20 protein-coding genes and 6 pseudogenes are annotated in these 24,016 nt (G+C 40.5%); 14 read left to right on the top strand and 12 right to left on the bottom strand.

Translation table 11 applies throughout. From position 1 onward, the window contains the following. The first annotated feature begins 535 nt into the window (after window positions 1–535). Window positions 536–802 carry a transposase gene (locus tag AC2UZJ_RS11865; protein WP_486950363.1) on the top strand — a complete coding sequence of 89 codons (267 nt, stop codon included), beginning with the start codon at window positions 536–538 and terminating at the stop codon, window positions 800–802. Between the two features lie 49 nt (window positions 803–851). On the opposite strand, the gene AC2UZJ_RS11860 is transcribed toward AC2UZJ_RS11865, so the two are convergent. Continuing rightward, the gene (locus AC2UZJ_RS11860) at window positions 852–4,640 is read right to left on the bottom strand and encodes a hypothetical protein (RefSeq protein ID WP_486950362.1); all 3,789 of its coding nucleotides are present in this window, start codon (window positions 4,638–4,640) and stop codon (window positions 852–854) included. Window positions 4,641–4,899: 259 nt separating this feature from the next. On the opposite strand from AC2UZJ_RS11860, the gene AC2UZJ_RS11855 reads away from it, so the two are divergent. Together AC2UZJ_RS11855 and AC2UZJ_RS11850 are read left to right on the top strand one after the other, a co-directional pair. After that, the gene (locus tag AC2UZJ_RS11855) at window positions 4,900–5,226 is read left to right on the top strand and encodes a transposase (RefSeq protein WP_486950361.1); all 327 of its coding nucleotides are present in this window, start codon (window positions 4,900–4,902) and stop codon (window positions 5,224–5,226) included. Between the two features lie 13 nt (window positions 5,227–5,239). Next, window positions 5,240–5,374 (top strand): annotated as a pseudogene (locus AC2UZJ_RS11850) (IS256 family transposase); the annotation flags it as partial. A 475-nt stretch (window positions 5,375–5,849) separates the two neighbouring features. Here the strand turns inward: AC2UZJ_RS11850 and AC2UZJ_RS11845 are convergent. Beyond that, window positions 5,850–6,854 carry a hypothetical protein gene (locus AC2UZJ_RS11845; protein WP_486950360.1) on the bottom strand — a complete coding sequence of 335 codons (1,005 nt, stop codon included), beginning with the start codon at window positions 6,852–6,854 and terminating at the stop codon, window positions 5,850–5,852. A gap of 981 nt (window positions 6,855–7,835) precedes the next feature. Between AC2UZJ_RS11845 and AC2UZJ_RS11840 the strand changes: the two genes are divergently transcribed. Both AC2UZJ_RS11840 and AC2UZJ_RS11835 read left to right on the top strand, forming a co-directional pair. Continuing rightward, window positions 7,836–9,148 (top strand): IS3 family transposase gene (locus AC2UZJ_RS11840; RefSeq protein ID WP_486950359.1). Its coding sequence is split into 2 segments (ribosomal slippage): window positions 7,836–8,298 and window positions 8,298–9,148, totalling 1,314 coding nucleotides; the frame shifts between segments, so codons are not numbered across the junction. Window positions 9,149–9,302: 154 nt separating this feature from the next. Further along, window positions 9,303–9,449, top strand: a complete 147-nt coding sequence (locus AC2UZJ_RS11835; protein WP_486950358.1) for a GNAT family N-acetyltransferase — start codon at window positions 9,303–9,305, stop codon at window positions 9,447–9,449. 38 nt (window positions 9,450–9,487) lie between these two features. On the opposite strand, the gene AC2UZJ_RS11830 is transcribed toward AC2UZJ_RS11835, so the two are convergent. The 7 genes from AC2UZJ_RS11830 to AC2UZJ_RS11800 form a co-directional block, all read right to left on the bottom strand. Beyond that, window positions 9,488–10,111: a tRNA-uridine aminocarboxypropyltransferase gene (locus AC2UZJ_RS11830; RefSeq protein WP_486950357.1), complete on the bottom strand. Its 624-nt coding sequence runs from the start codon at window positions 10,109–10,111 to the stop codon at window positions 9,488–9,490. A gap of 52 nt (window positions 10,112–10,163) precedes the next feature. Beyond that, entirely contained in the window at window positions 10,164–10,499 is a 336-nt protein-coding gene (fdxA, locus tag AC2UZJ_RS11825; RefSeq protein WP_486950356.1) for a ferredoxin FdxA, read from the bottom strand. A gap of 8 nt (window positions 10,500–10,507) precedes the next feature. Continuing rightward, the gene (locus AC2UZJ_RS11820) at window positions 10,508–11,110 is read right to left on the bottom strand and encodes a hypothetical protein (RefSeq protein ID WP_486950355.1); all 603 of its coding nucleotides are present in this window, start codon (window positions 11,108–11,110) and stop codon (window positions 10,508–10,510) included. Window positions 11,111–11,117: 7 nt separating this feature from the next. Beyond that, on the bottom strand, window positions 11,118–11,963 hold the full coding sequence (locus AC2UZJ_RS11815; protein WP_486950354.1) for a phosphatidylglycerol lysyltransferase domain-containing protein: 846 nt from the start codon (window positions 11,961–11,963) through the stop codon (window positions 11,118–11,120). A 13-nt stretch (window positions 11,964–11,976) separates the two neighbouring features. Then, on the bottom strand, window positions 11,977–12,888 hold the full coding sequence (locus AC2UZJ_RS11810; RefSeq protein WP_486950353.1) for a hypothetical protein: 912 nt from the start codon (window positions 12,886–12,888) through the stop codon (window positions 11,977–11,979). Then, the gene (locus tag AC2UZJ_RS11805) at window positions 12,889–13,554 is read right to left on the bottom strand and encodes a hypothetical protein (RefSeq protein ID WP_486950352.1); all 666 of its coding nucleotides are present in this window, start codon (window positions 13,552–13,554) and stop codon (window positions 12,889–12,891) included. It lies immediately after the preceding gene. Between the two features lie 69 nt (window positions 13,555–13,623). Beyond that, on the bottom strand, window positions 13,624–13,824 hold the full coding sequence (locus tag AC2UZJ_RS11800; protein WP_486950351.1) for a hypothetical protein: 201 nt from the start codon (window positions 13,822–13,824) through the stop codon (window positions 13,624–13,626). Between the two features lie 89 nt (window positions 13,825–13,913). On the opposite strand from AC2UZJ_RS11800, the pseudogene AC2UZJ_RS11795 reads away from it, so the two are divergent. The 7 genes and pseudogenes from AC2UZJ_RS11795 to AC2UZJ_RS11765 form a co-directional block, all read left to right on the top strand. Continuing rightward, window positions 13,914–14,527 (top strand): annotated as a pseudogene (locus tag AC2UZJ_RS11795) (IS3 family transposase); the annotation flags it as partial. 70 nt (window positions 14,528–14,597) lie between these two features. After that, window positions 14,598–14,692 (top strand): annotated as a pseudogene (locus tag AC2UZJ_RS11790) (integrase); the annotation flags it as partial. Between the two features lie 250 nt (window positions 14,693–14,942). Beyond that, entirely contained in the window at window positions 14,943–15,629 is a 687-nt protein-coding gene (locus tag AC2UZJ_RS11785; RefSeq protein WP_486950350.1) for a hypothetical protein, read from the top strand. Window positions 15,630–15,713: 84 nt separating this feature from the next. Next, window positions 15,714–16,691, top strand: a complete 978-nt coding sequence (locus tag AC2UZJ_RS11780) for an AAA family ATPase (RefSeq protein WP_486950349.1) — start codon at window positions 15,714–15,716, stop codon at window positions 16,689–16,691. Continuing rightward, a complete protein-coding gene (locus AC2UZJ_RS11775; RefSeq protein ID WP_486950348.1) occupies window positions 16,685–17,539 on the top strand; it encodes a hypothetical protein in 855 nt (284 codons plus the stop codon). Before AC2UZJ_RS11780 ends, AC2UZJ_RS11775 begins: the two co-directional genes overlap by 7 nt. A gap of 90 nt (window positions 17,540–17,629) precedes the next feature. After that, window positions 17,630–17,849: pseudogene (locus AC2UZJ_RS11770) on the top strand (type ISP restriction/modification enzyme); the annotation flags it as partial. Between the two features lie 191 nt (window positions 17,850–18,040). Beyond that, complete coding sequence (locus tag AC2UZJ_RS11765) at window positions 18,041–21,292, top strand: hypothetical protein (protein ID WP_486950347.1); 3,252 nt, start codon at window positions 18,041–18,043, stop codon at window positions 21,290–21,292. Between the two features lie 155 nt (window positions 21,293–21,447). On the opposite strand, the gene AC2UZJ_RS11760 is transcribed toward AC2UZJ_RS11765, so the two are convergent. Beyond that, window positions 21,448–21,762 (bottom strand): AbrB/MazE/SpoVT family DNA-binding domain-containing protein, encoded by a 315-nt coding sequence (locus AC2UZJ_RS11760; RefSeq protein ID WP_486950346.1) that lies wholly within the window; start codon window positions 21,760–21,762, stop codon window positions 21,448–21,450. Window positions 21,763–21,800: 38 nt separating this feature from the next. On the opposite strand from AC2UZJ_RS11760, the pseudogene AC2UZJ_RS11755 reads away from it, so the two are divergent. Together AC2UZJ_RS11755 and AC2UZJ_RS11750 are read left to right on the top strand one after the other, a co-directional pair. Beyond that, a pseudogene (locus tag AC2UZJ_RS11755) lies at window positions 21,801–21,926 on the top strand (hypothetical protein); the annotation flags it as partial. Window positions 21,927–22,077: 151 nt separating this feature from the next. Beyond that, a pseudogene (locus tag AC2UZJ_RS11750) lies at window positions 22,078–22,566 on the top strand (RNA-guided endonuclease InsQ/TnpB family protein); the annotation flags it as partial. 169 nt (window positions 22,567–22,735) lie between these two features. Here AC2UZJ_RS11750 and AC2UZJ_RS11745 read toward each other — a convergent pair. Continuing rightward, window positions 22,736–23,038, bottom strand: a complete 303-nt coding sequence (locus tag AC2UZJ_RS11745; RefSeq protein ID WP_486950345.1) for a helix-turn-helix domain-containing protein — start codon at window positions 23,036–23,038, stop codon at window positions 22,736–22,738. Between the two features lie 3 nt (window positions 23,039–23,041). Continuing rightward, on the bottom strand, window positions 23,042–23,386 hold the full coding sequence (locus AC2UZJ_RS11740; RefSeq protein WP_486950344.1) for a type II toxin-antitoxin system RelE/ParE family toxin: 345 nt from the start codon (window positions 23,384–23,386) through the stop codon (window positions 23,042–23,044). Between the last annotated feature and the right edge of the window lie 630 nt (window positions 23,387–24,016).

Below are 24,016 nucleotides of genomic sequence, written 5' to 3'. Positions count from 1 at the left end.
CACCGCAATAATTTGCGATTCAGTAAATCGTGATTTCTTCATTATCGTCTCCTACCTAAAGTATCGCAGAAAACTCCAATTATGACTGTCTCAGTTTAGGGGAAGTGGACATAGGCATCCGTTTTATCAATGAAATAGATAATTTATTGGAGGTTCCCCTTTTATATAATCTACTACCCATCAGTTTTAAAAACAAATTAGTCAGAAAAAAAAGATTAGAATTTCTTCGTGAAATCAGAAGAAAATATAAGCTAAAACCATACTTAACAGTTAGTGCCTCTAAATATCTACAAGATTTGGATGGATAAAGCAGTTGAGAGCTAGCGACCTATTTTAAAAAATAATGGGCATTTACTAACTTTACAATTGTTGTGGGCGGACTAAATAGTTGTGAGCAGAGAAGGTGTCCACTTCCCCTAAACTGAGACAGTCATAATTGGAGTTTTCTGCGATACTTTACGTAGAAGACGATGATGAAGAAATCGCGATTTACTGAATCGCAAATCAGTACGGTGCTAAAAAAGTGAATGCGTGTATGAAATTTAGCGATATTTGCCGCCAGCATGAAATTAGTAGTGCAATGTACTACAACTGGAAATCGAAAAACGGTGAGATGGAAGCACCCGAGAGGGATCGGATGCGTGAGAGTTGGAAGAGGAAAAATCTCAAACCCTTGTTTACATATTTCAGTCTGGAGATTCAAGCTTGGCCATCCAGCAAACTGCTAAAAAGTAGACGATGCCCAGTGTCCAGTTCGCCACTGAAAACTTGGCTTAAATCGTTTTATTATTGGGTTCGGTGACCGCCTAGAAGGCTACCTTTAAAGAAAAAGGCATTTACATAGAATTAGCTCATTTCTGAGTCGATAGCTTTTCAACATGCATATTTATTAGTAGATGATAAAAAATCACTTCTTTTTGACCTCTCCAACGTTGCTCCATTCCCAACCATATATTATCCGACTCTTCCAAAATTGCAATTTTACTATTTTTTTTGAGACTTGATGTATAGCCCTTATGCTCTCTACACTCAATGAGTGAAGAATATCCTTTGGCTAATCCTTCAAAATTACTTACATCACAGTAAGCCACGATGAATACAGGACTAAGTACTTCTTGATCATAGCCATAAATTTTATCTAAATGAGCTGAAATGTTTCCCTTTTCTAAAGAAAATAAACGGAAAGCCTCAAAAATGGAAATTCGTTTGTTTGTAGCATCTGTTATAAAACCATCAATCTCCCCTGGGCTTTTAGCAGACCTGGACTGCCCTCCACGCTTCTGATCTCTAAAACCAATTTTGGCTTCTGCCAGTCTTTTATCAAATAGCGAAGTAAACCAGTCATTGATCAAATCCTCGTTTGTAATTTTATGACTTATTACCTTCTTATTTTTAGATATAGTCTGCAGGTTTTTCTTACGTAATAACAGCTCATAAGCTACCTCCATCACTCTATCTTTAAGAAATTCGTGTGGCTGCCGTCCTTGCCCTACTATTTCTACATACTCATTAAATTCATAAGATAAAATCTGACTATAGTGCTTTTTCAGTTGAGCTATGCTACGTTGAGAATTCTCACTCATCAAACTAATTATTTGCGTTACGGAAGCTTCTTGAGTCTTACCTAACTCATCAATTAAATCCTCAATTCCAGAGTCCTCAAAAGATTCATAGTTGAGAGTTTTGTAGTCATTAATAATTTTATGAGCGATGAGGCCATCTCCGCGTTTCATTAGTGCTAGACAATATGGACGCATTATTTCTACTCTTGTCTGCTGATCTGGTAAAAGCCTTCTCCAAAAAATATCAATTCCCCTGTCATCTTGAATCAGCTGATACGTTTCCAAAATTGTTGCAACCCAAAGTGTAGGCATTTGCCCAAACTTTACATCTTCAACTTTATCTAAGAACTGTAATAAAGCACTTCTAAGCCCATTAGTATCATTATTCGCTCTATAATAATTTATCTGTCCTTTGAGCAACATGAAATTGAAGCTGTTGTTATTATTCTCCTTTAGCAAATTTTCCATGATATTCACACACTTAACTGGCTCTGTCTCACAATATGCAGCAGCAACTATATAGCGCTTAAAGTGTTTGCATTCATCCTTATATATTCGATTATCGTTGCTATTAGGTTTACTACTAAATTCACTGGGTATTGGAATATTTTTTATAGCCTCCATATACTCATCGGGACTTTTCTTAAAAGAGTGAAAATCTTTCATTAACTTATACTTATACTCATAGCTAACCCAGCTTTTACGTATTTTTAAAACGTTAGGATGTGTGGCCTTGATGAATCGATCTGAAGCCAACTCCGTTTTTGCCATTTCAATTAGTTTTGAAGCCAAGTCAAGATTGTTATTGTCCCATGCCGATATAAAGGCTTGTTCTATACTAGATAGTCCCAAGCTCGACTCCAGCAATTTTTGATTATTGATCTCTTCCTGTAACTCCTTCCTTCGTGCAATTACAGTACAACGTTCAAGTAAGACAAATAATTGGTTCAAAGGAATAAACGGTAAACAGCGTTCAGTAAAATCTTCATATAAATCTTCTTTGAGTAAGTTTGTATAAGAACAAAACTGTGACCATAGATCAAATTTATTGATATAGATGTTCTCCTTAAATAAGTAATTCACTTGCTCTTGAGAACTGAATCCAACGGCACAGGTAATATCAATAACCCGTTTTGCCACACGACTACCTATGCTGGTTTTATATATATTCCTTCCAACGTATATCAGTACTTGAAGATAGTGCTGCATGGCCGAGGCAGCGCTAAAGCTAAATTCATTCAAATAGTTTAATTTTTCTTTCCAGTCAATAAAATGACTCGATAACTCTAAAATTCTTAGTACTTCATTTTCTAATATGAGTTTATGCCAAGGAAGAGTAAAAAAGAAAATACTGGGTTCTAATCCATATTTTTTTCCAGATAAACCATCTTCAAAATCTGTCTTATAATAAGCAAAGAGACCCTTCCTTAATTTACTAGACAGTTCTTTTGCAAGTTGAATGTTAAGAGTATCTAAACGTTCTAGAAGCCAAAACCCAAGAAAATACCAGTAATGTTCAAGACGTCTATTGGTATGATTTTCTGAGTTTCTCATGCACTTTTCAGAGTATTCTCTCATAAGTTGAACAATATCCTCTTGCTTTAGACTCTCTAGAAAAGAAACTAGAAACTGATACTCATAATTTTTCGAAAAATTATTAGTATTAAAGTTACATCTATGACCAAGAAAATCTATAACTTTCAGTAAGCGTTTACCCCGGCTAGATTCCTTCTCAATTGTCCGAACGTACTCATAACAAACTAGCTGTTGATAGCCTTTATCAAAATTATTTGTAAACGATAAACTATCTCTGCTAGAAACTGAGAATGATTGCTGCGAAAGATAAAATAGGGCGATATCGCAAGTGGAAGGCTCTGATAGCAAGAATACTAAGTATGAAGTACTCTGATGCACGGGCAGCAAGTTAAATAGTAAATGTTTCAGTAATGGACGGGATTTTGCTAGACACAGTAGTTTTTCTATAAAGTCTTCAGATATGAGCTGACTTCTATCGATTCGGATACTTTTTTTGATAGATTGCTCTAAGAGCAATATATAGAAATAATCTAAACCCTGCCAAAGCTGAGAAGATCCCCAACTTTTTACTAACTCTAAAGCGCATGACTCATCAATTTTTGGTAGAGGATAAGCAAGACTCAATGATTCTAGTGTTGGTTTTACATCTTCAATAATGTCTTGATGATCTCGTGTAGTGTTCCCTTCGGCATCCATTGAAATATTCAATGTTTTTTTGAGGGGACTAACTAGGTGCGAAAAAGAAGCTTCATTGATTGCTTGCTTAAAAATAATTTCAGTGGAGGTCTTAAGTCCTATATCTTGAGCAAGATACTCTAATAGGAGACTATTGAATTCAGTCCTTGCTACACTTTCCCTCTCCTCAAATATAATAGGAAAAGCAAAACTACAGTTGACTCGAAAACATAACACCCATCGATCAAAAGCAACTTTACCCTCGAGTTTTTCACTCAGCATGTGCCACAGATAGGTACTAACTAAAGAGTCGAAATTCTCATTTCCAGGGCGCAGTTTAAAGTAATTATTCTCAAGAAATAACTCTGGCAACAGTATAGAAATGGGCTGATTCCCAAAGTTTTCATTTATAAGTTTCTTAAAAACATCCGCATCACATCGATAATAAGGTTGAACATACCCGTTTCTTCCATAAATTATGTCTTTAATATGTTCGATGGCCTTGATTAATGGAATTAAAGTTTGGTCTACGCCTTCCAATCTTTGAGGAGTATGGCAAAAAACTGAGCACCAATCGGCATAAAAGGTGACTAAGCCAAGTTCTTCAAGTAGCTCTAACTCTAAGATATCGCCTTGAAACATCTCTCCGTTATTCGTATTTGGCCAAGTCTTCTGTCCATTTAGGATCGCTTTAACCGTTAAACGATCTAATTTCGGAGTTGCTAAGTCTGCACAAGTTAAAAAAATCGCTAATGCCTTAGCATGGATATGATCAGAGTACGAATAAAATCTTGATTCTTCGTATCTTGTCTTATAGCCAGTTAATATAGAATTTATGTGATACCAGTTTTCTGAAAATTTATACATAAGGCTTAGTGCTTTAATTTGATAGCAAATCTAAATAATCTTCTAAAAGCCGTAGAATTATTATGTAAATGAGCAGATTAATCTATAACGTATTAGGTTGATTCTATCTTTTTAGCCTTTTATTATCGTCCAAGTAATAAATAACTACTATAGCAGCTGATAGTTACTGTTCATTTCCCTTGAACTGGACAGTCATAATTGGAGTCTTATGAGATACGTTATATAGGAGACGATTATGAAGAAATCATGATTTACAGAGTTGCAAATCATTGTGGTGTTAAAAGATGCAAATGTGAAGGTTAGCGATGTTTGCCGCCAGCATGGAATTAGTAGTGCCACGTACTACAATTGGAAATCCAAATACGTTGGCATGTCAGCATCCGAAATGAAGCGGATGCTGACCAAGCTCAAACGCCTGTTTGCTTATGTCGGCTTGGAGAATCAAGCGATGATTTATTTGCAAAAGGGGGGACACAGGCCGGATTACAGAGAAAAAGCACGAATTGAAGATTTTGTTACTCACTGTGTCAATGTAGTGAGGGCATGTTTAGTAATAGGGGTAAGTCGTACTGTACTTATCGGCTAGGCTACTTCGAATGCTGTATGAATACTCATCAGTCATCTGTAAAGTGATTTACACTATCAATGCCATCGAGTCCTTAAGCAGCGTGATTCGCAAAGCCACCAAACGCCATAAGATCTTCTCTCCGGAGAACGTAGCCTTAAAAGTGGCGATGCAGTGGGCGGAGATAATAGTTGGGAACTATACTTCTTCTTTTCCCGCTTCAAATACGATAGAATCATAATTCGCTCTCCCTGACCGAATTAAAGATATAGTACCAAAAGCAAAATATCTCATTTAAATCAGAATAGTAGAACTAGATTTAAGATGGTTTTTTATTTTCTGCTGTTTGAGTGTAGATCAAATGCTAATGTGGGATTAGAGGGGTTACCCATAAATAGGAATCGACACTCTGATTACACCACCGATTCAGGTTCTACCCGGCAATCAGGGTATAGGGCAACGCCATATTAATAGCATATTAAAATTGCTTATGATGTCTAACATCGGCTAGCACTAGACCATAGTTTATCCTGCAACACCCAAATTCCCTTCCGTTTTTGGAGTAACGCTAAAGCTGAATGTCATTATTAGGCCTTGTTCACGGTAGTCCACAGCTTCCAAACGTAGAAGAAAATATCAATCCATTAAGATTTGATGCACGCTTCGCGAAACGTCCCGCTCACAAATTTCTTCAATAAAGTGTCGGCCTTGTTAAATTTCATTAATTTATCGGCGTCCAAATTCAGGTTCTCAAGGCTGGCTCTGACTGATCTATCTGCTTTTACCGTGCATAGGCTTCGAATAGCAGTACCGTTATTTATTAATTGAAGTGCAAGAATGGCTCCCATTCGTGGCTCAACATAGTAATGGTAGAGTTCTGCTATGTTATGAGTGGGATATAATGAAATAAGCTGTACTATTTTTCGTTGACCATATACTGAAACGAAGTCGACAAGCTGCTCGTTGTTGAGAATACGCTCAATTTGAAGATTAACCGAAGATTTAGGTAGTGAAATGTGGGAGAGAATTGCTTTAAGTAAGAGGTACTCCTTTGTTATTGAGCCTACTACACCAAGACGTTGGTCTTCTGTTCCATATTCAATTAGATATTTAAATTGACAGTAATGAGCTATTGTTTCACTAAAGAGTCTATGTGACATGATCATCTCAGGGTCGTAGCTTGCTCGTCGCAAGGTGTACTCACAAGTATGACCAAATTCGTGAATAACCAAGTCAGGCGAGATAAAATATTTTCCCTTAGGAGGAAGAATGACGAGGTGTTCAGTAGCTCCGCATGGCATCGCTTGACCTTCAATATTTTCATAATCGCCTTCTACTCTAACGATCTCAACCTTACTTAAGTCTACATCGAGTAAGTCCTCAACATAAGAGCGACACAAATCTAAATCGTCATTAATCTCAACTGCCAATTTACTTGCATCTAATCTAGATACAGCCTCGACCAATTCTTTAGAAATGTATGTTGTAAAGACGTCAGTCATCGCGTAGGAGTCTGGGAATTGAAAGTGAGGTATATCCTTGGTCAGCTCAAATAACTGGGTTGAGTAATTCACAGCGCATTCTGTTTTCCCTTCAATGACCGCTTGACGACGAAGAGACTCTATATGGTAAAAATCTGACAAATACATTGTAAGTTTCCGGTGATAATAAAGGTTCAGTGCGAAATATATTAAACATACTGAAGTTACCAGTATGGATCGTGTACCTCCAGTGCTTCTAGCCTAAAGCAGTCAGTCGCACTGTTGTTTTGGAGTAGCTCTACCACTAGAGGAGCATAACAAGTTTCTTTCTGATATTTAGTTTGATCAATCATCTAACCAGTGTGTCAGCCTGTTATTCTTACAAGAATGAGCGTTGATGTGAACTGGTCTGCTAAAATAAAATAGTTACACGCTTCCAGTCTGATAATAATCTGCTTACATTGCTGAAAGTCCAACGGCTCAAACAGCGATTGATCTATCTCATCCTCATCGCGATGTGGTGGCTAAACGACTGGGGCCCTCGACATTAGTAGGGGCATTAGGTGTAGTCGTACGCATATCGGCCCCCAGATATCAAGCATTGACTTGTGTTAATACATTACTATATCGAGTACTCAATGAGTTTAACAATGACACACAAGCTGATTCATAAACACCTATTTAGGCTCGAATAGCATCTGTTCATCCTTTCTCTCAACGGCTTATTTAACTTCTATTGTTAGGAGAATACTAAAACTCCTTTCCACTCAAAAAAGCAGCTCATCATGTAAGCAACTATACATATAGCCTTAATGCCTAAACCTTGGAAAAAGGAAAACTTGTTGAGTAAAAACTGCGAGTCTATGATATTACATAAGGGTAGCATGCGGCACCTCGTGCGATTGTTGTGCAGAAAAAAACGCCCCGTACAATCTGTGGAGTCAATTAGTAAACACGCGAATCATTAAGAGCATTGATATATTACAAACAGCTGCAGACTGAAAATTTCGTTTTCTAAAGCAGGATTCACGTCTCTTTATAATTGTCGACTAGGCAGTACGCTAGGATAGTATATGTCCTGAGTAACTGCTACTGCTTTGAAGTGACCCCCAATAGTTGGACATTAATTCTAACCTTTGGGGTCTTTTTATGGCTAAATATAGTGCAGATTTTAAATTAAAAGTTGTTCAATACGCAGCTCAAAATTGTCTGGGGGCTCGTGCTTTATCAAAGATTTATGGCGTTAATATCAGCTCGCTCCGATACTGGATAAAACACTATCAATGTCATGGCGAACAAGCGTTTGTTAAAAAACGTCGTGTCCATTCAGCCGAGTTTAAGTATCAGGCGGTCATGCATATGCGAAAAAATCACATGTCTTTACGAGAAACGACTGTCTATTTTAACCTTGGAGATAGTACAAGTCTCGTGAGAACCTGGGAGAGGTTGTATGATATAGGTGGACTTGCAGCACTTGAGCCACGACCTAAAGGACCCGTTCCCAAAATGAAACCAGTAAAAGTACACAGTAAGACTCAAGCCGTCAGCTCTAACGAGGAGTTAGCTCAATTACGTAGAGAAAATGAATACTTGCGTGCGGAGAATGAATACCTAAAAAAGCTCGATGCCTTACTTCAGCAAAAAGAATCGACTCGAAAAACGAGTCAATTGCCCAACTCTCGCGAAGTACTTTCTACTATCAGTTAGCTAAGCAGAAAGTAGATGACCCTTTGTTAGGTCTAAAGCAAAGAATTCAGACCCTCTACCATCAGCATAAGGGGCGCTATGGCTATCGCCGTATTACTGCGGCGTTACGTCAGTCAGGTGAATTAGTGAACCATAAAAAAGTACAGCGGCTCATGCAGCAATTGGGATTGAAATCATTGGTTCGCATAAAAAAATATCGCTCATACCGAGGCCAAGAAGGGCAAATTGCACCCCATTTTTTAGCTCGTCAATTCAATGCATTAGCACCAAATCAAAAATGGGTAACCGATATAACTGAGTTTAATGTAGCGGGAGAAAAGCTTTATTTATCACCAATGATGGACCTGTATAATGGAGAAATTATTGCCTATGAGATGAGTACTCACTCTAGACTTAAATTTGTTGTACAAATGCTAAAAAAGGCAAAGCAGCGTTTAAAATCAACTGAAAAGCCACTCGTTCATTCTGACCAAGGTTGGCATTATCAACATCGAACCTATCAACAGTTACTGATAAATTATGAGTTAACGCAAAGCATGTCTCGACGAGGAAACTGCTTAGATAATGCGGTTATGGAAAGCTTTTTCGGCACATTAAAATCCGAGCTCTATTACCTACAAAAATGGCAATCGATAGAACAGTTAAAAAACGCAATTGCCAAATATATTAACTACTATAATAACGAACGAATTAAACTAAAACTGAAAGGACTGAGTCCAGTGCAATACCGAACACAGGCCTTTAGTGCCCAGTAAATGAAACCGTCCAACTATTGGGGGTCACTTCACTTTAGGGCGGGGTTATTGACAGTGCTCCTTTGCCTTTGATTTAAGATGTCTCTGCTATTATATACGTCTATGTAACATTTAATTAACTACCTCAAGCGCAGAAAATTATTGCTGAAAAACCATGAAACGTATCATTGGCGTAGTACGCTTAGGCGTTTGGCTTGGAACTTGGGCAAAACTAGATCCGAAAACACCGCATTGGCACTTAGGGCCCTTGGCGGTACATCCGAAGTGGCAGCGACAAGGCATAGGAACCCAAGTTAGATAATGCTAAAGTCTGCATAAGCAGGTAAAACGTAGCCATCTTCAATCAGCTGGAGCGATATAATTACGTTCGTACACCTCAACTCCCATGGCCTGAATTTGTTGCTTAATCAAAAGATTAAATGGCCGTAAAAGCGGTAAAAAATCGTGCTCTGGCTCTAAAACCGTCAAAGTACGAACGATGGCTTCGATGGTAGATACCGCCGCTTTTTCACGTGTTTTTCGTACCCGATACTGTGAGGGCTCACCTTCAGCTAGGCTCAGGTGCGGTAAAATGCTTAAGATCGGGTTCATTTGAATGATTTTACGCACATTACGCCATGTACCATCTGGCACAATCAGCAACGTAGACACAGGCTCAGCAATAGCGGCTAAAGGCTGTATCGCACTGTGCTCATTCGCTGGAAACAGCAAAAAAGCAGACTCTACGGCAGCAAGCTTCTCTTTGAGTTGAGGAAAATGCTCCCCTATTAACAACTCTGCATTTTGTAACCCCAATACCGCCAAACGGCCTGTATTCAGCGGGTGCTTTTGCTCATTGGGGTGCTGCAAAACCAGTACTTGAATACGATTTGACACGGTACTGATATAAGTACACAAACAATGTGATGCTGGCCGTATGCAACGTGCACACTTAAGCCGGGTGGAGGATTTTAACGTTGACATAGTTTATGTTTTAGCGCGCTTAGATCTGCATTGCTCGATTTACTCAATGATTTTATGTAGGAATGTTTAGCATGATAAACTTAGCTTTGACTTCCGCCCATTTTTGATGATCAGGTAAGGGGTCAGTCGGTTGTCTGATGCGTTTCCAATCAGGATGCTGTGATAACTCTCTGTTTAGCTGCACAAAATGCGCTTGCTCTGGCGCGATTTCATCTTCGCTAACAATGGCATTTACAGGGCACTCCGGCACGCAAATTGAACAATCAATACACTCGTCTGGATTGATAACTAAAAAATTTGGTCCTTCAAAAAAACAATCCATGGGGCAAACGCTGACACAATCGGTGTATTTACATTGTATGCAGCTTTCGGTAACAACAAATGTCATAATAAATTTTACGAATAATTACGGTTGCTGGCAGAGGCTGGTTGTAACAATGCAAACAGCTGACCTAGAATAAAGCCTAAAAATAAAGCCAGAACATGCCCCGCATCGGCTAATAAATGGGGTGCAATGACAAGTTTGATAGCAATTGCCAAAAAGATAACGATTACTAGTAGCCATTTATGGCGCCACGTGCTGAGCGCCACGCCAATCAGACCAAAGCCACCAATCGACATGCCCACATCATTCATTGCGGTGATATCGATCAGCCCAGCTCCTTGTGCGGCGCCCACACACACCAATAATAATAAGGTGCCGACTATATCAAGGCCAAAGAACAACACGGCAGTCTGAGTAGTGCCACGCAGCCATTCAGTATAACCAATCACTACGGCGGTGAAAATAAATTGTCGCACGAGCATACCCGCATCGTGCGACAGAAACGTGCCCGTGATAAGGCGAAAAATCTCCCCCGACATCAAGGAGTTATGCCCTATTCCCCAGTCTCTGAGCATTTCGCTAGGTAAGTCTTGGCCCAAACCAGCGGCTAGTAAATTAGCAGCCAGCATCGCCATCAAAAAGACCAGTGTAAAGCGAAATCGGAGTATTAACATGAATGACCTATTTCGTTAATCCTCGAATGCCACCTGAAATCAAGACATTCACCTCGTAAAGAATTTGCGGCGCGGCTAAACCACCCGGGCAAGCCAAGTAGTTTGGACTCCACTCTGGGCCCATTTTCTCTTTAAACGCTCGTAAACCTTCAAAATTATAGAAATGATCACCATGCTCGTAAACAAAGCCACCAATGCGATTCCAAATCGAGGCGTGTTGGCGGTTTTCTATGCCTGAGAAAGGTGCAGCACCCAATGAGAACCACTGATAGCCTTGCTCGGTGCCATAGAGCATAAGCTCCGCAAAAAGCGCATCCATGGCAAAGCTAGGTCCACCGGGGCGATAACGCATTAGATCTAGTGATAGCTCGTGCAGATTAGCACCTTTAAAAAGGTTAGCGAACGCCACAATCTCACCCGTGTTACTGCGCAGCACAGCAATATCAAAGTTAGCAATGTACTCTTCAGTAAAACCACCTAAAGAGAAGCCTTTTTCCTCGCCTTGTTTGCTAACAAGCCAGGCATCAGAGATCGTCCGCAGCTCTTGCATAATAGTACCAACCTCACTAGCAGCTATCAGTTCGAACTGATAGCCATCGCGTACCGCTCGGTTGCGTGCTTGGCGTAGGTCTTTCTTATGTGAGCCGTCAAGCGTGAAACCACGTAAATTAACTCTAGCCACTTCACCAATCTTGAGAATAGACAGCCCTAAATCGAGAAAAGTGGGCAGGTAATTGGAGGAGACGGCGTAAAAGGCGCAGCGCTTTCCTTGTTGATCGGCTAATTCACGTAATTGCCAAATTAGCTTTTGGCCTGCCTTAGAGTCACCCACTGGATCTCCTTTAGCAATCAATGAACGGCCGGTATCAGCGTAGGCGATAAAGGCGCTCTCGTCTGGAGGTGTTATAGGTTATGAGCGAATTAAATGCGATCACAGCTAAGATAATGGCCACCGCGAGGCTAGCGCGTAAATAACGCGAAGCATCACCGTGCCAGGTGAAATCCCACCACAGCTCATTACGGTACGGCACATGTGAATAGGCGAAAACCCCAATCCAAAACACCGCCGCCATAAGAACGATGAGGCTAATAATCCAGGCCGTATTTAGGCGAAATACGGAAGCGTTGTCTGCCCTATAGAAAGCCGGACGAAATAAACCTAAGATCACAAGAGTGGTTAGCATCAACAAGGCCTCTTGCCAATCTAGTCCTTTAAACAAAGAGACGAAAAAGCCAATGGCGATCAGCACCATGGCCACCAACCAAGCACGCTGTAGTCTTCTATAAAGGCCACGTGCTACCACCAACAATAAAAGTCCCACAATACTGCCCGCTAAGTGAGAGACTTCGATGAAAGAAAGGGGTAGCATGCCGCGCAATAGTCTCAGGTGTGACTGCTCCGCTGGTAGATTACCTGAAACCAGAAGGAATACACCCGCCAACAAAGCTATACCGGCCGCCATAGGCGGAATAAGCGGGAGAAAGGCGCGCCAGAGCACTTGCGCACCGCCTGTTAGTGTACGGCGTTGCTTTATACCCACCATCACGCTGAGGCCTACCGTAGCAACTAGGAACGGGAGTATGGTGTATATCACCCTATAAATCAAGAGAGCGGCTAATACATCTGAACGCCCAGCTGCACCTAAGCCTGCAATCATGGTGGCTTCAAACACGCCTAAACCACCAGGTGAGTGGCTGAGCAGACCCAGAGCAATAGCGCCAAAGTAGATGGTAAAGAAATAGGGAAGATTCTGTGCTACATCACCGGGTAAGAGCACCTACAACGTCATAGCGGCAGCGCTAAGATCAAGTAGCCCGGCACCCGTTAGCGCAGCGCCACTTTTCAGGTTTGGCATTGATAACTGAAAACCGCTGACTTTCACGCTGCGTGAACCAGTGGCTAACCAAATTAAATAGAAAACTAAGGCAGCTAACAGCAAAATACCAATACCGGTTTCAACGGCTGGTGAAATAGGCAGCATCGTGCCTTGTTCACGTGGATGGAAAGTCAGCAAGCTGCCAAAAATAAGAGTCATTCCAGACAGAAAGCCCGTCCAAGAGACCGCAATAACACCGACTACCCGTGCCAGATCAAGATCAAACGAGGAGTAGATGCGATAACGAATGGAGGTACCGGTCAGATAAGAAAAACCCAGCAATCCTGATACGCCATATCCCGGTGCAACTGAACGAAGGGCTAAGGCGTCGTAGAACGAGATGCCAATGAAACTGAGCGTGGTGCACGCTAAAGCTAAGAGTAGCGCCTGCACAGGTGTGGCAGCAAGGTCCATTTTAATGTCTAGCCATTTTACATGGCTTGCGAGCTTGTGCAGCACAAAAAAAGCAATCAAACCAATGAGTAGTGGAATGACGATTTTTATGGCAGGGTGTTCGATAATGCGTAGTACTTTACTACGCGGCAGCAGCCTATCAGTGATGGCCATTAACGTTTCCCTTCAAAATAGTAAGATTATAATGAATAAAATATTACGGTTAATATTAAGCTCATAGGATTAAGGCGAGAGTAAGTCAATCTGATTGATCGGCTGAAACAACTGATGCATGGGTTTAGCTATAAAGTCAGCTTTCTTCACCTGTGCATCTAAATCAAGACAAATAAATTTCATCCCGGCACTATCGCGTAGATACAATCGACGCCGCTCAATATCTGTCAAACTAGTCCAACTCGTAAATTCAGTAGGCATCGTATCCATTGCTATACCTTCAACCTGCAAATGGCTGCTACCTTGTGCTGGAGGATCAATGGCAATACCTCGTGGTCTATCAAAGTTATTTAAATATGTTGCTGCCTATTGCCCAACTCTCGCGAAGTACTTTCTACTATCAGTTAGCTAAGCAGAAAGTAGATGACCCTTTGTTAGGTCTAAAGCAAAGAATTCAAACCCTCTACCATCAGCATAAGGGGCGCTATGGCTATCGCCGTATTACTGCGGCGTTACGTCAGTCAGGTGAATTAGTGAACCATAAAAAAGTACAGCGGCTCATGCAGCAATTGGGATTGAAATCATTGGTTCGCATAAAAAAATATCGCTCATACCGAGGCCAAGAAGGGCAAATTGCACCCCATTTTTTAGCTCGTCAATTCAATGCATTAGCACCAAATCAAAAATGGGTAACCGATATAACTGAGTTTAATGTAGCGGGAGAAAAGCTTTATTTATCACCAATGATGGACCTGTATAATGGAGAAATTATTGCCTATGAGATGAGTACTCACAAAGCTTTTTCGGCACATTAAAATCCGAGCTCTATTACCTACAAAAATGGCAATCGATAGAACAGTTAAAAAACGCAATTGCCAGATATATTAACTACTATAATAACGAACGAATTAAACTAAAACTGAGAGGACTGAGTCCAGTGCAATACCGAACACAGGCCTTTAGTGCCCAGTAAATGAAACCGTCCAACTATTGGGGGTCACTTCACTTTAGACTCGATATCGTACGGAATACATGCAGTACAAAGAACAGAGGCGTTATTGATTTATCAAAGCAAAAAAACTTGAGAGTAGTTCAGTTGCTTCTTGGTCATACTAAGCTAGAAAGTACGGTGCGGTAGCTTGCTATGGAAGTCGATGATATGTAATAGTGTTATGTTTACTTACAATCGAACAGGACAGCAGCAAAGATGGTCGCTGTTCCTGTCATAAGCAGACGCCGCAGAAAGAGCTTGTATCTCTATATTATAAATTCTATGAAGTCATAAGCTAACTCAGGGCCGTCCGCTTATCATATGGTTATATTTATGAATGTACGCGAGAGGTTCAAGTAGAGTCTCCATGCATTTTCTACTACATGGGATCAGGAGCATGAATGTTATTTATGTAGGGCTGGACAAGGCTAAAGAGCGTGCTGTACTTGCGACCAAAGGCGATTTTATTCTGTTGCTTTTCGATCGTTGGGACGATTACAACTACAGAACTACTTTTCCTACCCTATGCAGGATTGGTGGAGAAATAGTCGAGTTAGGTTCGATTCGTATTTTGTTTGACGAGCAAAAAGCCTCCTTTAGTTTTCTCGATGAGTTCATAGCACGAGGTTGGGACGGAAAGTTCCCCGTTCCAGAAGTATCTTATATATCAACACCAAATTCACTCACTTTCTACGAACAGATCGAGGGTCATCTTGACATGCAAGCTGCGGCTGAAGTAGCTCAAGTCCTATGTGACGCTAGTTACATGGTGCATATTTCTGAGGACGCCGATAGCATCCGACTTACACAGACCGAAGGTTTTTCTAAATCTTTGCAACGAGAGCGCGCGTCGGTCGCAGCATTTCTTGATGGCTGGCGTTTCTTCTGCCAATTAGGAATCAGCATCGGCGATTTTGTTTTTAAATTCAGGAATACAGTCGGTGCAATACAACCATTGCGTCTCAACTATGCAATGAACAGCCCCCTTCCTAACGACATTAACGTGCTGATTGGGGCCAACGGAGTCGGAAAATCCCAGACGCTAATACAGCTAGTTGAGTCTTGGCTAGAACTCGACCCGTAAGCAAAAAATGAGATAGGTTTCGAGAGTGCAGTAAATATCAATCAGATCGTAGTGATCTCGTATAGCCCATTTGAGCTTTTCCCTATGAGTAGCGAAGGTGATAAGCATTATGACAAGCCCGGACGCGGTGACAACGACGTATACCAATACTTCGGACTACGAGCATTTCATACAATCACTGATGAGTTTGGTTTCGAGCGACAGATCGTAAGGCTTTCCCGTGATTGGCCGCGCAGAAATGCAGCAAATTCACTCATCAATTGCGTGGCTGATGATCAGCGATACGGGGCAATAAAAAGTTGGTCTGACAAGGTGAGAACACTACAAACAGTCTTACAAACAGCAATCGACTTCGATTGTGTCGCTCTTGGTGTTATAGGGCAACCAACTGATGACGAGCTTTTCGAGCAGCCTATGTGGGCCTCGGCTTTCATTAAGGTTGAGGTTCGTGAACCGGACTCCAATTTGCCAGAAGCCTACTTGCCAGTTCTCCCTGAAGGAGTCAAAAACCTTAATGTGGATGGACTGAAAAAATATGTGCATGACAGATCTGGCATTGTATTTATAAAAAATGGGAATCCAGTAGAGCTCAGTTCAGGTCAACGTCTTTTTTCTTATGTTGTTGCGAATATTCTGGGTGCGATGCGCCGGAGTAGTCTAATCATTATTGATGAGCCGGAGCTTTTTCTCCATCCCACGTTGAAGATTGCTTTTATTCGTATGCTCAAACAGTTATTGGTCGCCTATGACTCTAAAGCTCTGCTGGCAACGCACTCTCTCGTAACTGTCCGCGAGCTACCTCGCCATTGTGTACACGTGTTCGAGCGCACGCCTAATGAGGTATTTGTCAATCATCCTCCTTTTGAAACTTTCGGAGGAGACATACAACGAATCTCTTCTTATGTATTTGGAGATAAATCGGTGTCGAAACCATTCGAGGAGTGGTTGAAAATCAAACTCGATGAATATGGCTCAACCGACGCTCTAATAGAGGCTTTAGGAGAAAACATAAATGAAGAGATGCTTATCCAGATCCACGCTATGGGGAAAGGTAAATGGTGACACGTTTGGAAATGCCTCGATTTAAAATTAGTGAGACTCAGTTAATTGATCAACTGGTATTAGAGAGACAGAATGGCATCAACCGGAACTTTTTTACAAGTATTCATTTAGAGTGGCTAGAGAGGGTTAAGCAATACTTGGCTGAGTGCGGAAATCCAGAATTGATTGCACCGTGGGCTGAAGTTGCTCCGAAGGACGTGGGTAACAGGTTTCGAAATCTCTACTTGTCCCCCCACGATGAGTCGGTGCAGAAACCGATTCTTAATGAGTTGAGAAAGCGAACGCTAACCTATTGCCCTGCCTGTGGTGAGGACGGCACGCCCAATACTTTGGATCATTACCTGCCTAAGGAAATCTACCCGGAATTCGCCGTAATGCCAGCAAACCTGTTCCCTATGTGTGATATTTGCCAAGGGGCAAAAGGGGCAAAAATGTTGAATATAGATCAGGAGAGGTTGTTCATACACCCATATTTCGATGAGTTTCTTGACACTCAATTAGTTACGTTGATAATTGAGGAGCCGTTCAATGCTCCCAGTTCAATACAGTTGCTAGCTTCCGAAGAGTTGCCTCCTGACGCTCGCTTACTTGTGTCCAGACATCTTCAGGGGCTTGATATCTATTCGCGATATTATCGATTTTTTACTGCCTATTATATACTCCTTCTACGACTAGTTGGTCAGCTGAGAGAAAAAAGAATGGATGTGTTGGCAAAAATTAAAATTTTCCGAGATATGGAGCAAATCAAGTCAGTCAATTCTTGGGGACATGTCTTTTATGAAGGAGTACTTAATAACGGAGTTTTGCTTGATTACTTGGTTCACAGCGAAGGTTTACCAAACGTCTGATCCTGTATGCCAAGGTCACAGAGCGCGTGATTGATGAGGTGCACGACTGATAAAACCAACCCGGATTATGATGTTACTTCTGACAGTTTAGGTAATGTGTGGATTAACGATACTCAGTACTTTGACAATGTACCGCTACTCGCTTAGGAGTTTTATATAGGTGGAGATCAACTCACTCAAAAATGGTTAAAAGATCGAGGAGGGGGGTTAGCTTAATTTTGATGATATTCTTCACTATCAAAGAATAATTCTTGCGTTAACAGAAACAGATAGGCTTATGGAGGAAGTGGATAAGACTGGGGTAGTATAATTTATAAAGAATAAGGATTTGATATATCTAATCTAAATGTAGATCAAAAAAAGTATAGGATCAATTTTAAATCTCAGTGTCAACTTTTCCATTTTAGACGGTTTGGAACTACTACACTCTACCTTACATACAGATTAGTTACCTTTTTATAAGGGTTAATATTAGCATGTTTTTAACAGAAAGGGTTGCTCATGGAAGATAATAATAAGCGAAAATTTTCTCCAAAGATATTCATGAAAGCCAGAAGACCTGAGCGATTTTCTGACTCGATTGTTGAAGAAGTAGGTAGTTTAGGTCGTGACTTTTTAGAATTTACGCTTTCTAACTTAAAAAGAAAAAGTAAGGAGTTAGCGTTTGAGGACTTTGCTAAGAAGTTATGTGAAAAAGTCATATGTCCGAACTTACTTGAGCAAACTGGACCCGTTGCAGGTGGAGATGGAAAAACTGATACTCAAACATTTCCTGTATCGGAGCAAAGTAAAGTTCTTTGGTATGTCGGTGTTAATGAAGCATCCGAAAGCGAACGTTGGGCGTTTGCTGTTAGTACACAAGAAAACTGGAAAAGTAAGTGTCGTCAGGATGTAAAAAAGATTGAAGGGACGGCGAGAGGTTATAAAAAGGTCTTTTGCATAACAAGCTGCTATACAAAGTCGAATCAAAGAAGTGATTTGGAAGATAGTCTGTCAAAAGAAACAGGGATGGATATTAGAATATTAGATGTTTCTTGGATTGTAGACGAAGTTTTTAAGAATAAATTAGAAAGGCTAGCAATTGAAACTTTATCTATTGATGTTGATTGGCAGAGAGCAGTTAAGCAGGGAGCAAACGATTATGAAAAAACGTTGAGGCTCAATGAACTTAATGAACTTCTTTCTAATGACATTGATGTAACAAATATAACATCTAACCAGTTGGATTGGTTGCTCGAAGTTGCAGTGCTGTCTAAAGAATTAGAAAAGCCGAGACTTGAGGTTCAGGGGTTATTTGAACGAGCAATAAGGGCTGCTGAAAAATTTGGTTTTGCGCAAAAGCAATTTGATACGAGGTATCAGTTTGCATGGGCAGCATATTGGTGGTTTGAAGACTACGAGCTATTTTATGATAACTTGTTAATTTGCGTTGATTTAGCAAAAAAGATAGGAATTTCTGTTAAGTGGAGAGATGCAGTTACGTTGATCGGGCTATATGTATCTCACAAAAGACACGCTGGTGAGAAAGATGCGTTGCACAATGCCCCAATTATTCAGGACGCAAAAAAATGCATTGAGACACTGGCTGAAATAAAAGAAAGGCCAAGTAACTCACTCATGAGCAAAGTTAACTTAGAAATGCTCTCACTCTACTGCATTAATGATATTGATTCAGCATCAAAACATTTTACCAATATTCTGGATATCGTTAAGGAGGGAGAGAATTTAATTGGCTTCCCTTTCTACGAGATTTACGACTTAATTAATGAGTTAGACGAAGTATTTGGTGACAGCGAGAGCTATGAGTCGCTCCTTGATTTTTTGACTGAGAAGGCATCTTGCCGAGATGGTGAGGTAAGAGCTGCACAGTTGTGGCTCAAGCGAGGGGCAAAGAGACTAGAATCTAATCAGCCATACCAAGCTATCAAGTTGATTGGTAAATCCCTAGTTAGCTTGTACAAGAAAGAAACCAGAAAAGAGATGTACAGTGCACTTAATGTACTGGCTTCTGCCTATCAAAAAGTAGGTCTGCTTTGGTCTGCTAGGGCAAATTTATTGTTTGCTGCATCTATTGTTACTGACGAATTTTGGAAGTCAGGCGAACTATCTTTTGCTCAAACTCGTAGCTATGCAAGACTTGCTAGAATTGAGTTACTCCTAGGTCGTATTCATTACTCTCTTTCATTCTGGGAAATAGCTCGTATAATTGAAAGAGGATTGGGAGAAAATATCATTTCTGAGGAAGAGTTCAATGGGTATGAAGCCTTTCTTTCTCAATGTTTGGTAAATGCAGATCTAAATGAATTATGTGTTTTAACGAAGTTGCCAGACGTACTAGAACATCTGAGTTTATACTTTTCCCGTTCAATTCTTCTGTATATTCTCGGTCATGAAGATATCATTGAGAAAGAGTATAAGGTTTCAGTTGATGATTATTTAAGAACTGCTCTTCTTGTAAGGGATACTAATATAGGATTTAATATTCCAAAACTATCACTTGCGAGTGAACGATACTCGAGTTTACAGTCAAAGGTAATGGGGTGCTCTATAGAGGTTTTCTTTCCTGTCCGTAGCCCTCTAGTCGAACTAGCCGAGTCTATATTGGCATCTATTGAGGCTTTTTTCTCTACAGGGCTAGTTGATCAATTGATGGTAATTGAGTCAGAGCTTAGGATTGAACTAATCGCTGATGATGATGACTTTTTTATAACACACGATTTTGACGAATCTTCTGAGATTCTTATAGTGGAAGTTACTTGCTCCATGTCGAATAGTGACAGATTAGGTGTGTTTGAACAAGGAGTGATACAAAGTTGGTTGAGGGGGTTTGTGGTAGATATATTTGTGCATATGTTCCGGCACAATAACTTTGATGGCGAACTTGAAAAACTATTCGGCGAAGACAGAGCACTAGAACGCTCTGTTCCTTTTAGCTCCTGCTTTGTAGCTATGAATAATATATTTGGTAACCAAGCTTACGATAGTATCAAGGGTATTCTGACTAGGGCTGGACTCGGAGAGTATAAGCTTCTTCGATCCGAAAGGTGGGATGAAAATCATCATAAGGCCAAGCCAGCTGACCAAACACCTAACATCGGAAAAGGAAGTGCTCCGGAGGATTTATTTAACTATGATTCGCTACAGCATAATGAATATAGTGTTAAAGGATTGATAAAAGCAAGGCTATGGGACAAAGCAAAGTGGCAAGGCGTTGCTTTTTCTCAGTACCCTAATGGTAGGTTAGGATTAGATCTTATCTATGAAAATTTTGATTTTGCAAAGACTATTTGGATTGACATAGCGAAAAAGGTCGGCCAATTTGATGAAAATAACAGGCTCCGAATTTCAATAATTACAGGCATAGACAGGAAGAATCCTTTTCACTATAAGGTGGTTGTTTCCGAGAATATTGATACATCCAAGGGAAGAGTGTTTCAAATCATATCCAGAATACACAAAATGGAACCAAAGGATAATAACAACATAAATCGCTTTATGGAAGCATTTCGAGTGATTGGTAAGGTTTGGGTTAGCTGTGTTGGGATCAAGGACGGAAAGCTTATAGCTGTGAATGGAAAGGATGAATTCTCGGTGTTGAAGGCAGAAATAAATATAGTTGAAGCATGGAGTATCTCAGAAAACGATCCTGACTCGACAGCATTGAGCTTAGATGACGAGCCGATAGTGCCGGAGGGAGTGTCTTCACCGCCTTACTTGCAAACTATAGCTAGGCATAAAGCAATGTTGAAATAGCCGTCATCGTGACTTACATACAAAGGTGGATTTATCTCTGCCCTTACATTTATTAGATTTATAAATATGGATTAATGATATTTATGTAAACTTAGATAAATCTAGAGGGCGCTATATCTATGATTTTAGAGTATGACCCATCAACGAATAGGAAATTAACACTCTTCACCCGAATCCCAGTTATCAAGATTGGTACTTTGTACATGGCCAAATTCTTTTTCCATCTCTTTAGCTTCACTGAGGACAGCAGTTGAATCAATGTTATCAAACCAGTCTTTTCTAGGAGTCTCAATTTTCTCAAATGACAGACCTTTTTCGGTGATCATCATAGATAGCTCTTCACCAATTGAAAGATTGAGGCTCTTCAATACATCTGAAGGAATACGCAAAGATGCGGAATTACCACTTTTTTTAATTTCTATTTTCATTAAATAAGAAATTGATATGAAAACCAACGATAAGTTACCCATGTCATCACTTACACGGTGATGCGTAAGCAGAAAATTTCGTCGCTAATGCAGATTTGACGCAATACGATCTATCAACGTTTAAGTCGATGCGCTTTGAAGTAGCTCCTAAATCTTCGGTAGTGAAGATGTGCATACCAAAATTCGCGGAAAGTCTCGTCGTTTAAGGCGAAGATGAATAGCGTGTTATGCGCCATTTCGCTAGATCGTGTCGTTTTATATTCAACAAGGCCTTGGTTATCTGAAACCCACTCCCAAGCCTTGCAGCAAGCCCTCAAAGACTTAGAGCGCACCTACAAAAACTTCTTCGAGAAACGCGCCAATGCCCGACACGACTACCTGCACAAAGCCACGACTACAATCAGCCAAAACCACGCGATGGTGTGTATCGAGGATTTGCAGATTCGGAATATGTCCAACACAGCATCAGGCACAACAGAAAGACCAGGGCGAAACGTGAAGGCTAAATCCGGCCTACATAAAGCCATTCTCGATCAAGGCTGGTTCGAGTTTCGACGCCAGCTGGACTATAAGTTGGCGTGGTTAGGCGGGGAACTCCTTGCTGTGCCACCCAGAAACTCCAGCCAAACATGCCCCTGCTGCGGTCATATTTCCAAAGAAAACCGGCGCAGCCAAGCGCTGTTCGAATGTCTGGACTGTAGTTTCGAGGAAAACGCTGATTTAGTCGGCGCGATCAATGTGTTAATGGCGGGACACGCCCGATTAGCTTGTGCAGACACTTCGCCTGTAGGTAAGGGCGTGTCGGGCCAAGCACCCACCGAAGCGAGTCAGGCGATGGTAGCCTGAACGTCGTAGGAATCTTCATCCTCTAGGGCGGGGAGGATGCCAACTAGTTCACTCGATAAAATGGGAAAGACCAGTAAATATGTCTGAATATTGGCATGTTAGTTTTTGGTAACTATCCTGTGCAAATACAGTACCCTAAAACAGCCTCATTATACCTTATAGCGCGTAGTTAAACGCTCATCCCTATATGACGGCCATCCGCTAATTCTATATTTAGTGTTAGCTTACCACCCATAGCGTCGACATAACGCTTTAAAGAGGATAACTTTATTTCTTGTCCACGCTTTTCGAGATTAGCGATAGAAGGTTGAGAAACACCTAAGCGCTCTGCCATTTGTACTTGTGAGAGCTCAAGCTCTTCTCGCAACATTGCTAGACGGATTTCAAAAATTTCTTGTACGGCTTGCTCTTTAGCTGCTTGAACAACGTTTGGACTTAACTTTTTTAATAACTCATTTAATGGTTTGGCCATAAATCACCTCATTGTCTCTAAATAGTTTAAAAACTCTTTCTCAGCTATAGGAATCATGATTTCGTAGAATCGTTTATTTCCTGTTTTATCACCGCCGCAAAGTAAGACGGCTTGTCGTAAAGGATCAAATGCAAAAAATATACGATAAGGTTTACCGTGATGCTGTACTCGCAACTCTTTGAGGTTTTTAACCTTTTTTGTTTTAGATAGTGTATCTACATCTGGCCTGCCTAGTACAGGTCCAAATTCCTCAATTTTAAATATACTTACTAATATATCTTGTTGCTCTGCTTCATTTAAGCCTATAAACCATTCATCAAAATAATCAACAGTAATCACTGTCCACATAATCACCTCTTAGTCTTTATTGAATTATAGCTTATAGGCTATATAACGTAAAGGCTATTTCTGTTTTTTGGTATAAAAGCACGACACTTAAATAAGCTTAACAAACTCACATGCTTAATGCATATAAATCCCGTTACTATTCAACTCGTGAATAGTAAGTTTTTTATCGAAGAGGATTTTAGCTATAATTAGGCATCAATCTTAAGTGTCAGTGAGTGATATTATAGACGTCATTATTCCACTCTTAAACATGGATTGCAAGCTGCTGATTTCGGCATGCCGAAATGATTTATAAAAAATGACCGTTAAAGCCGTTTTGTCTTTTTCTAAAAAAAGCTAAATTAATTTTCCAACTAACCGATTCTTACTAACTCTAAAAGGTTTTGTCTGTACATTACTTTGTGGTTTATACGTTGAAGTTACCTATCAAGAAAACCTAAAATCTCCCTACTACTCAGTAAAGGCACTTTGTGATAGTAAACACTTTTTCTATCTGGATGAGAGGAAGTGATAGTACGTATTGTAAATACCCCATTTATAACACAGTCATCTCGTAGAGAATTTATGCCGCATTTCGGTACTCTAACGGCGTCATGTCATTCAGTGAGTCGTGTGGTCGTTCGGTGTTAT

It is taken from the genome of Paenalcaligenes sp. DL 309, assembly GCF_057475285.1.
This window is presented reverse-complemented; position numbering and strand designations above follow the sequence as displayed.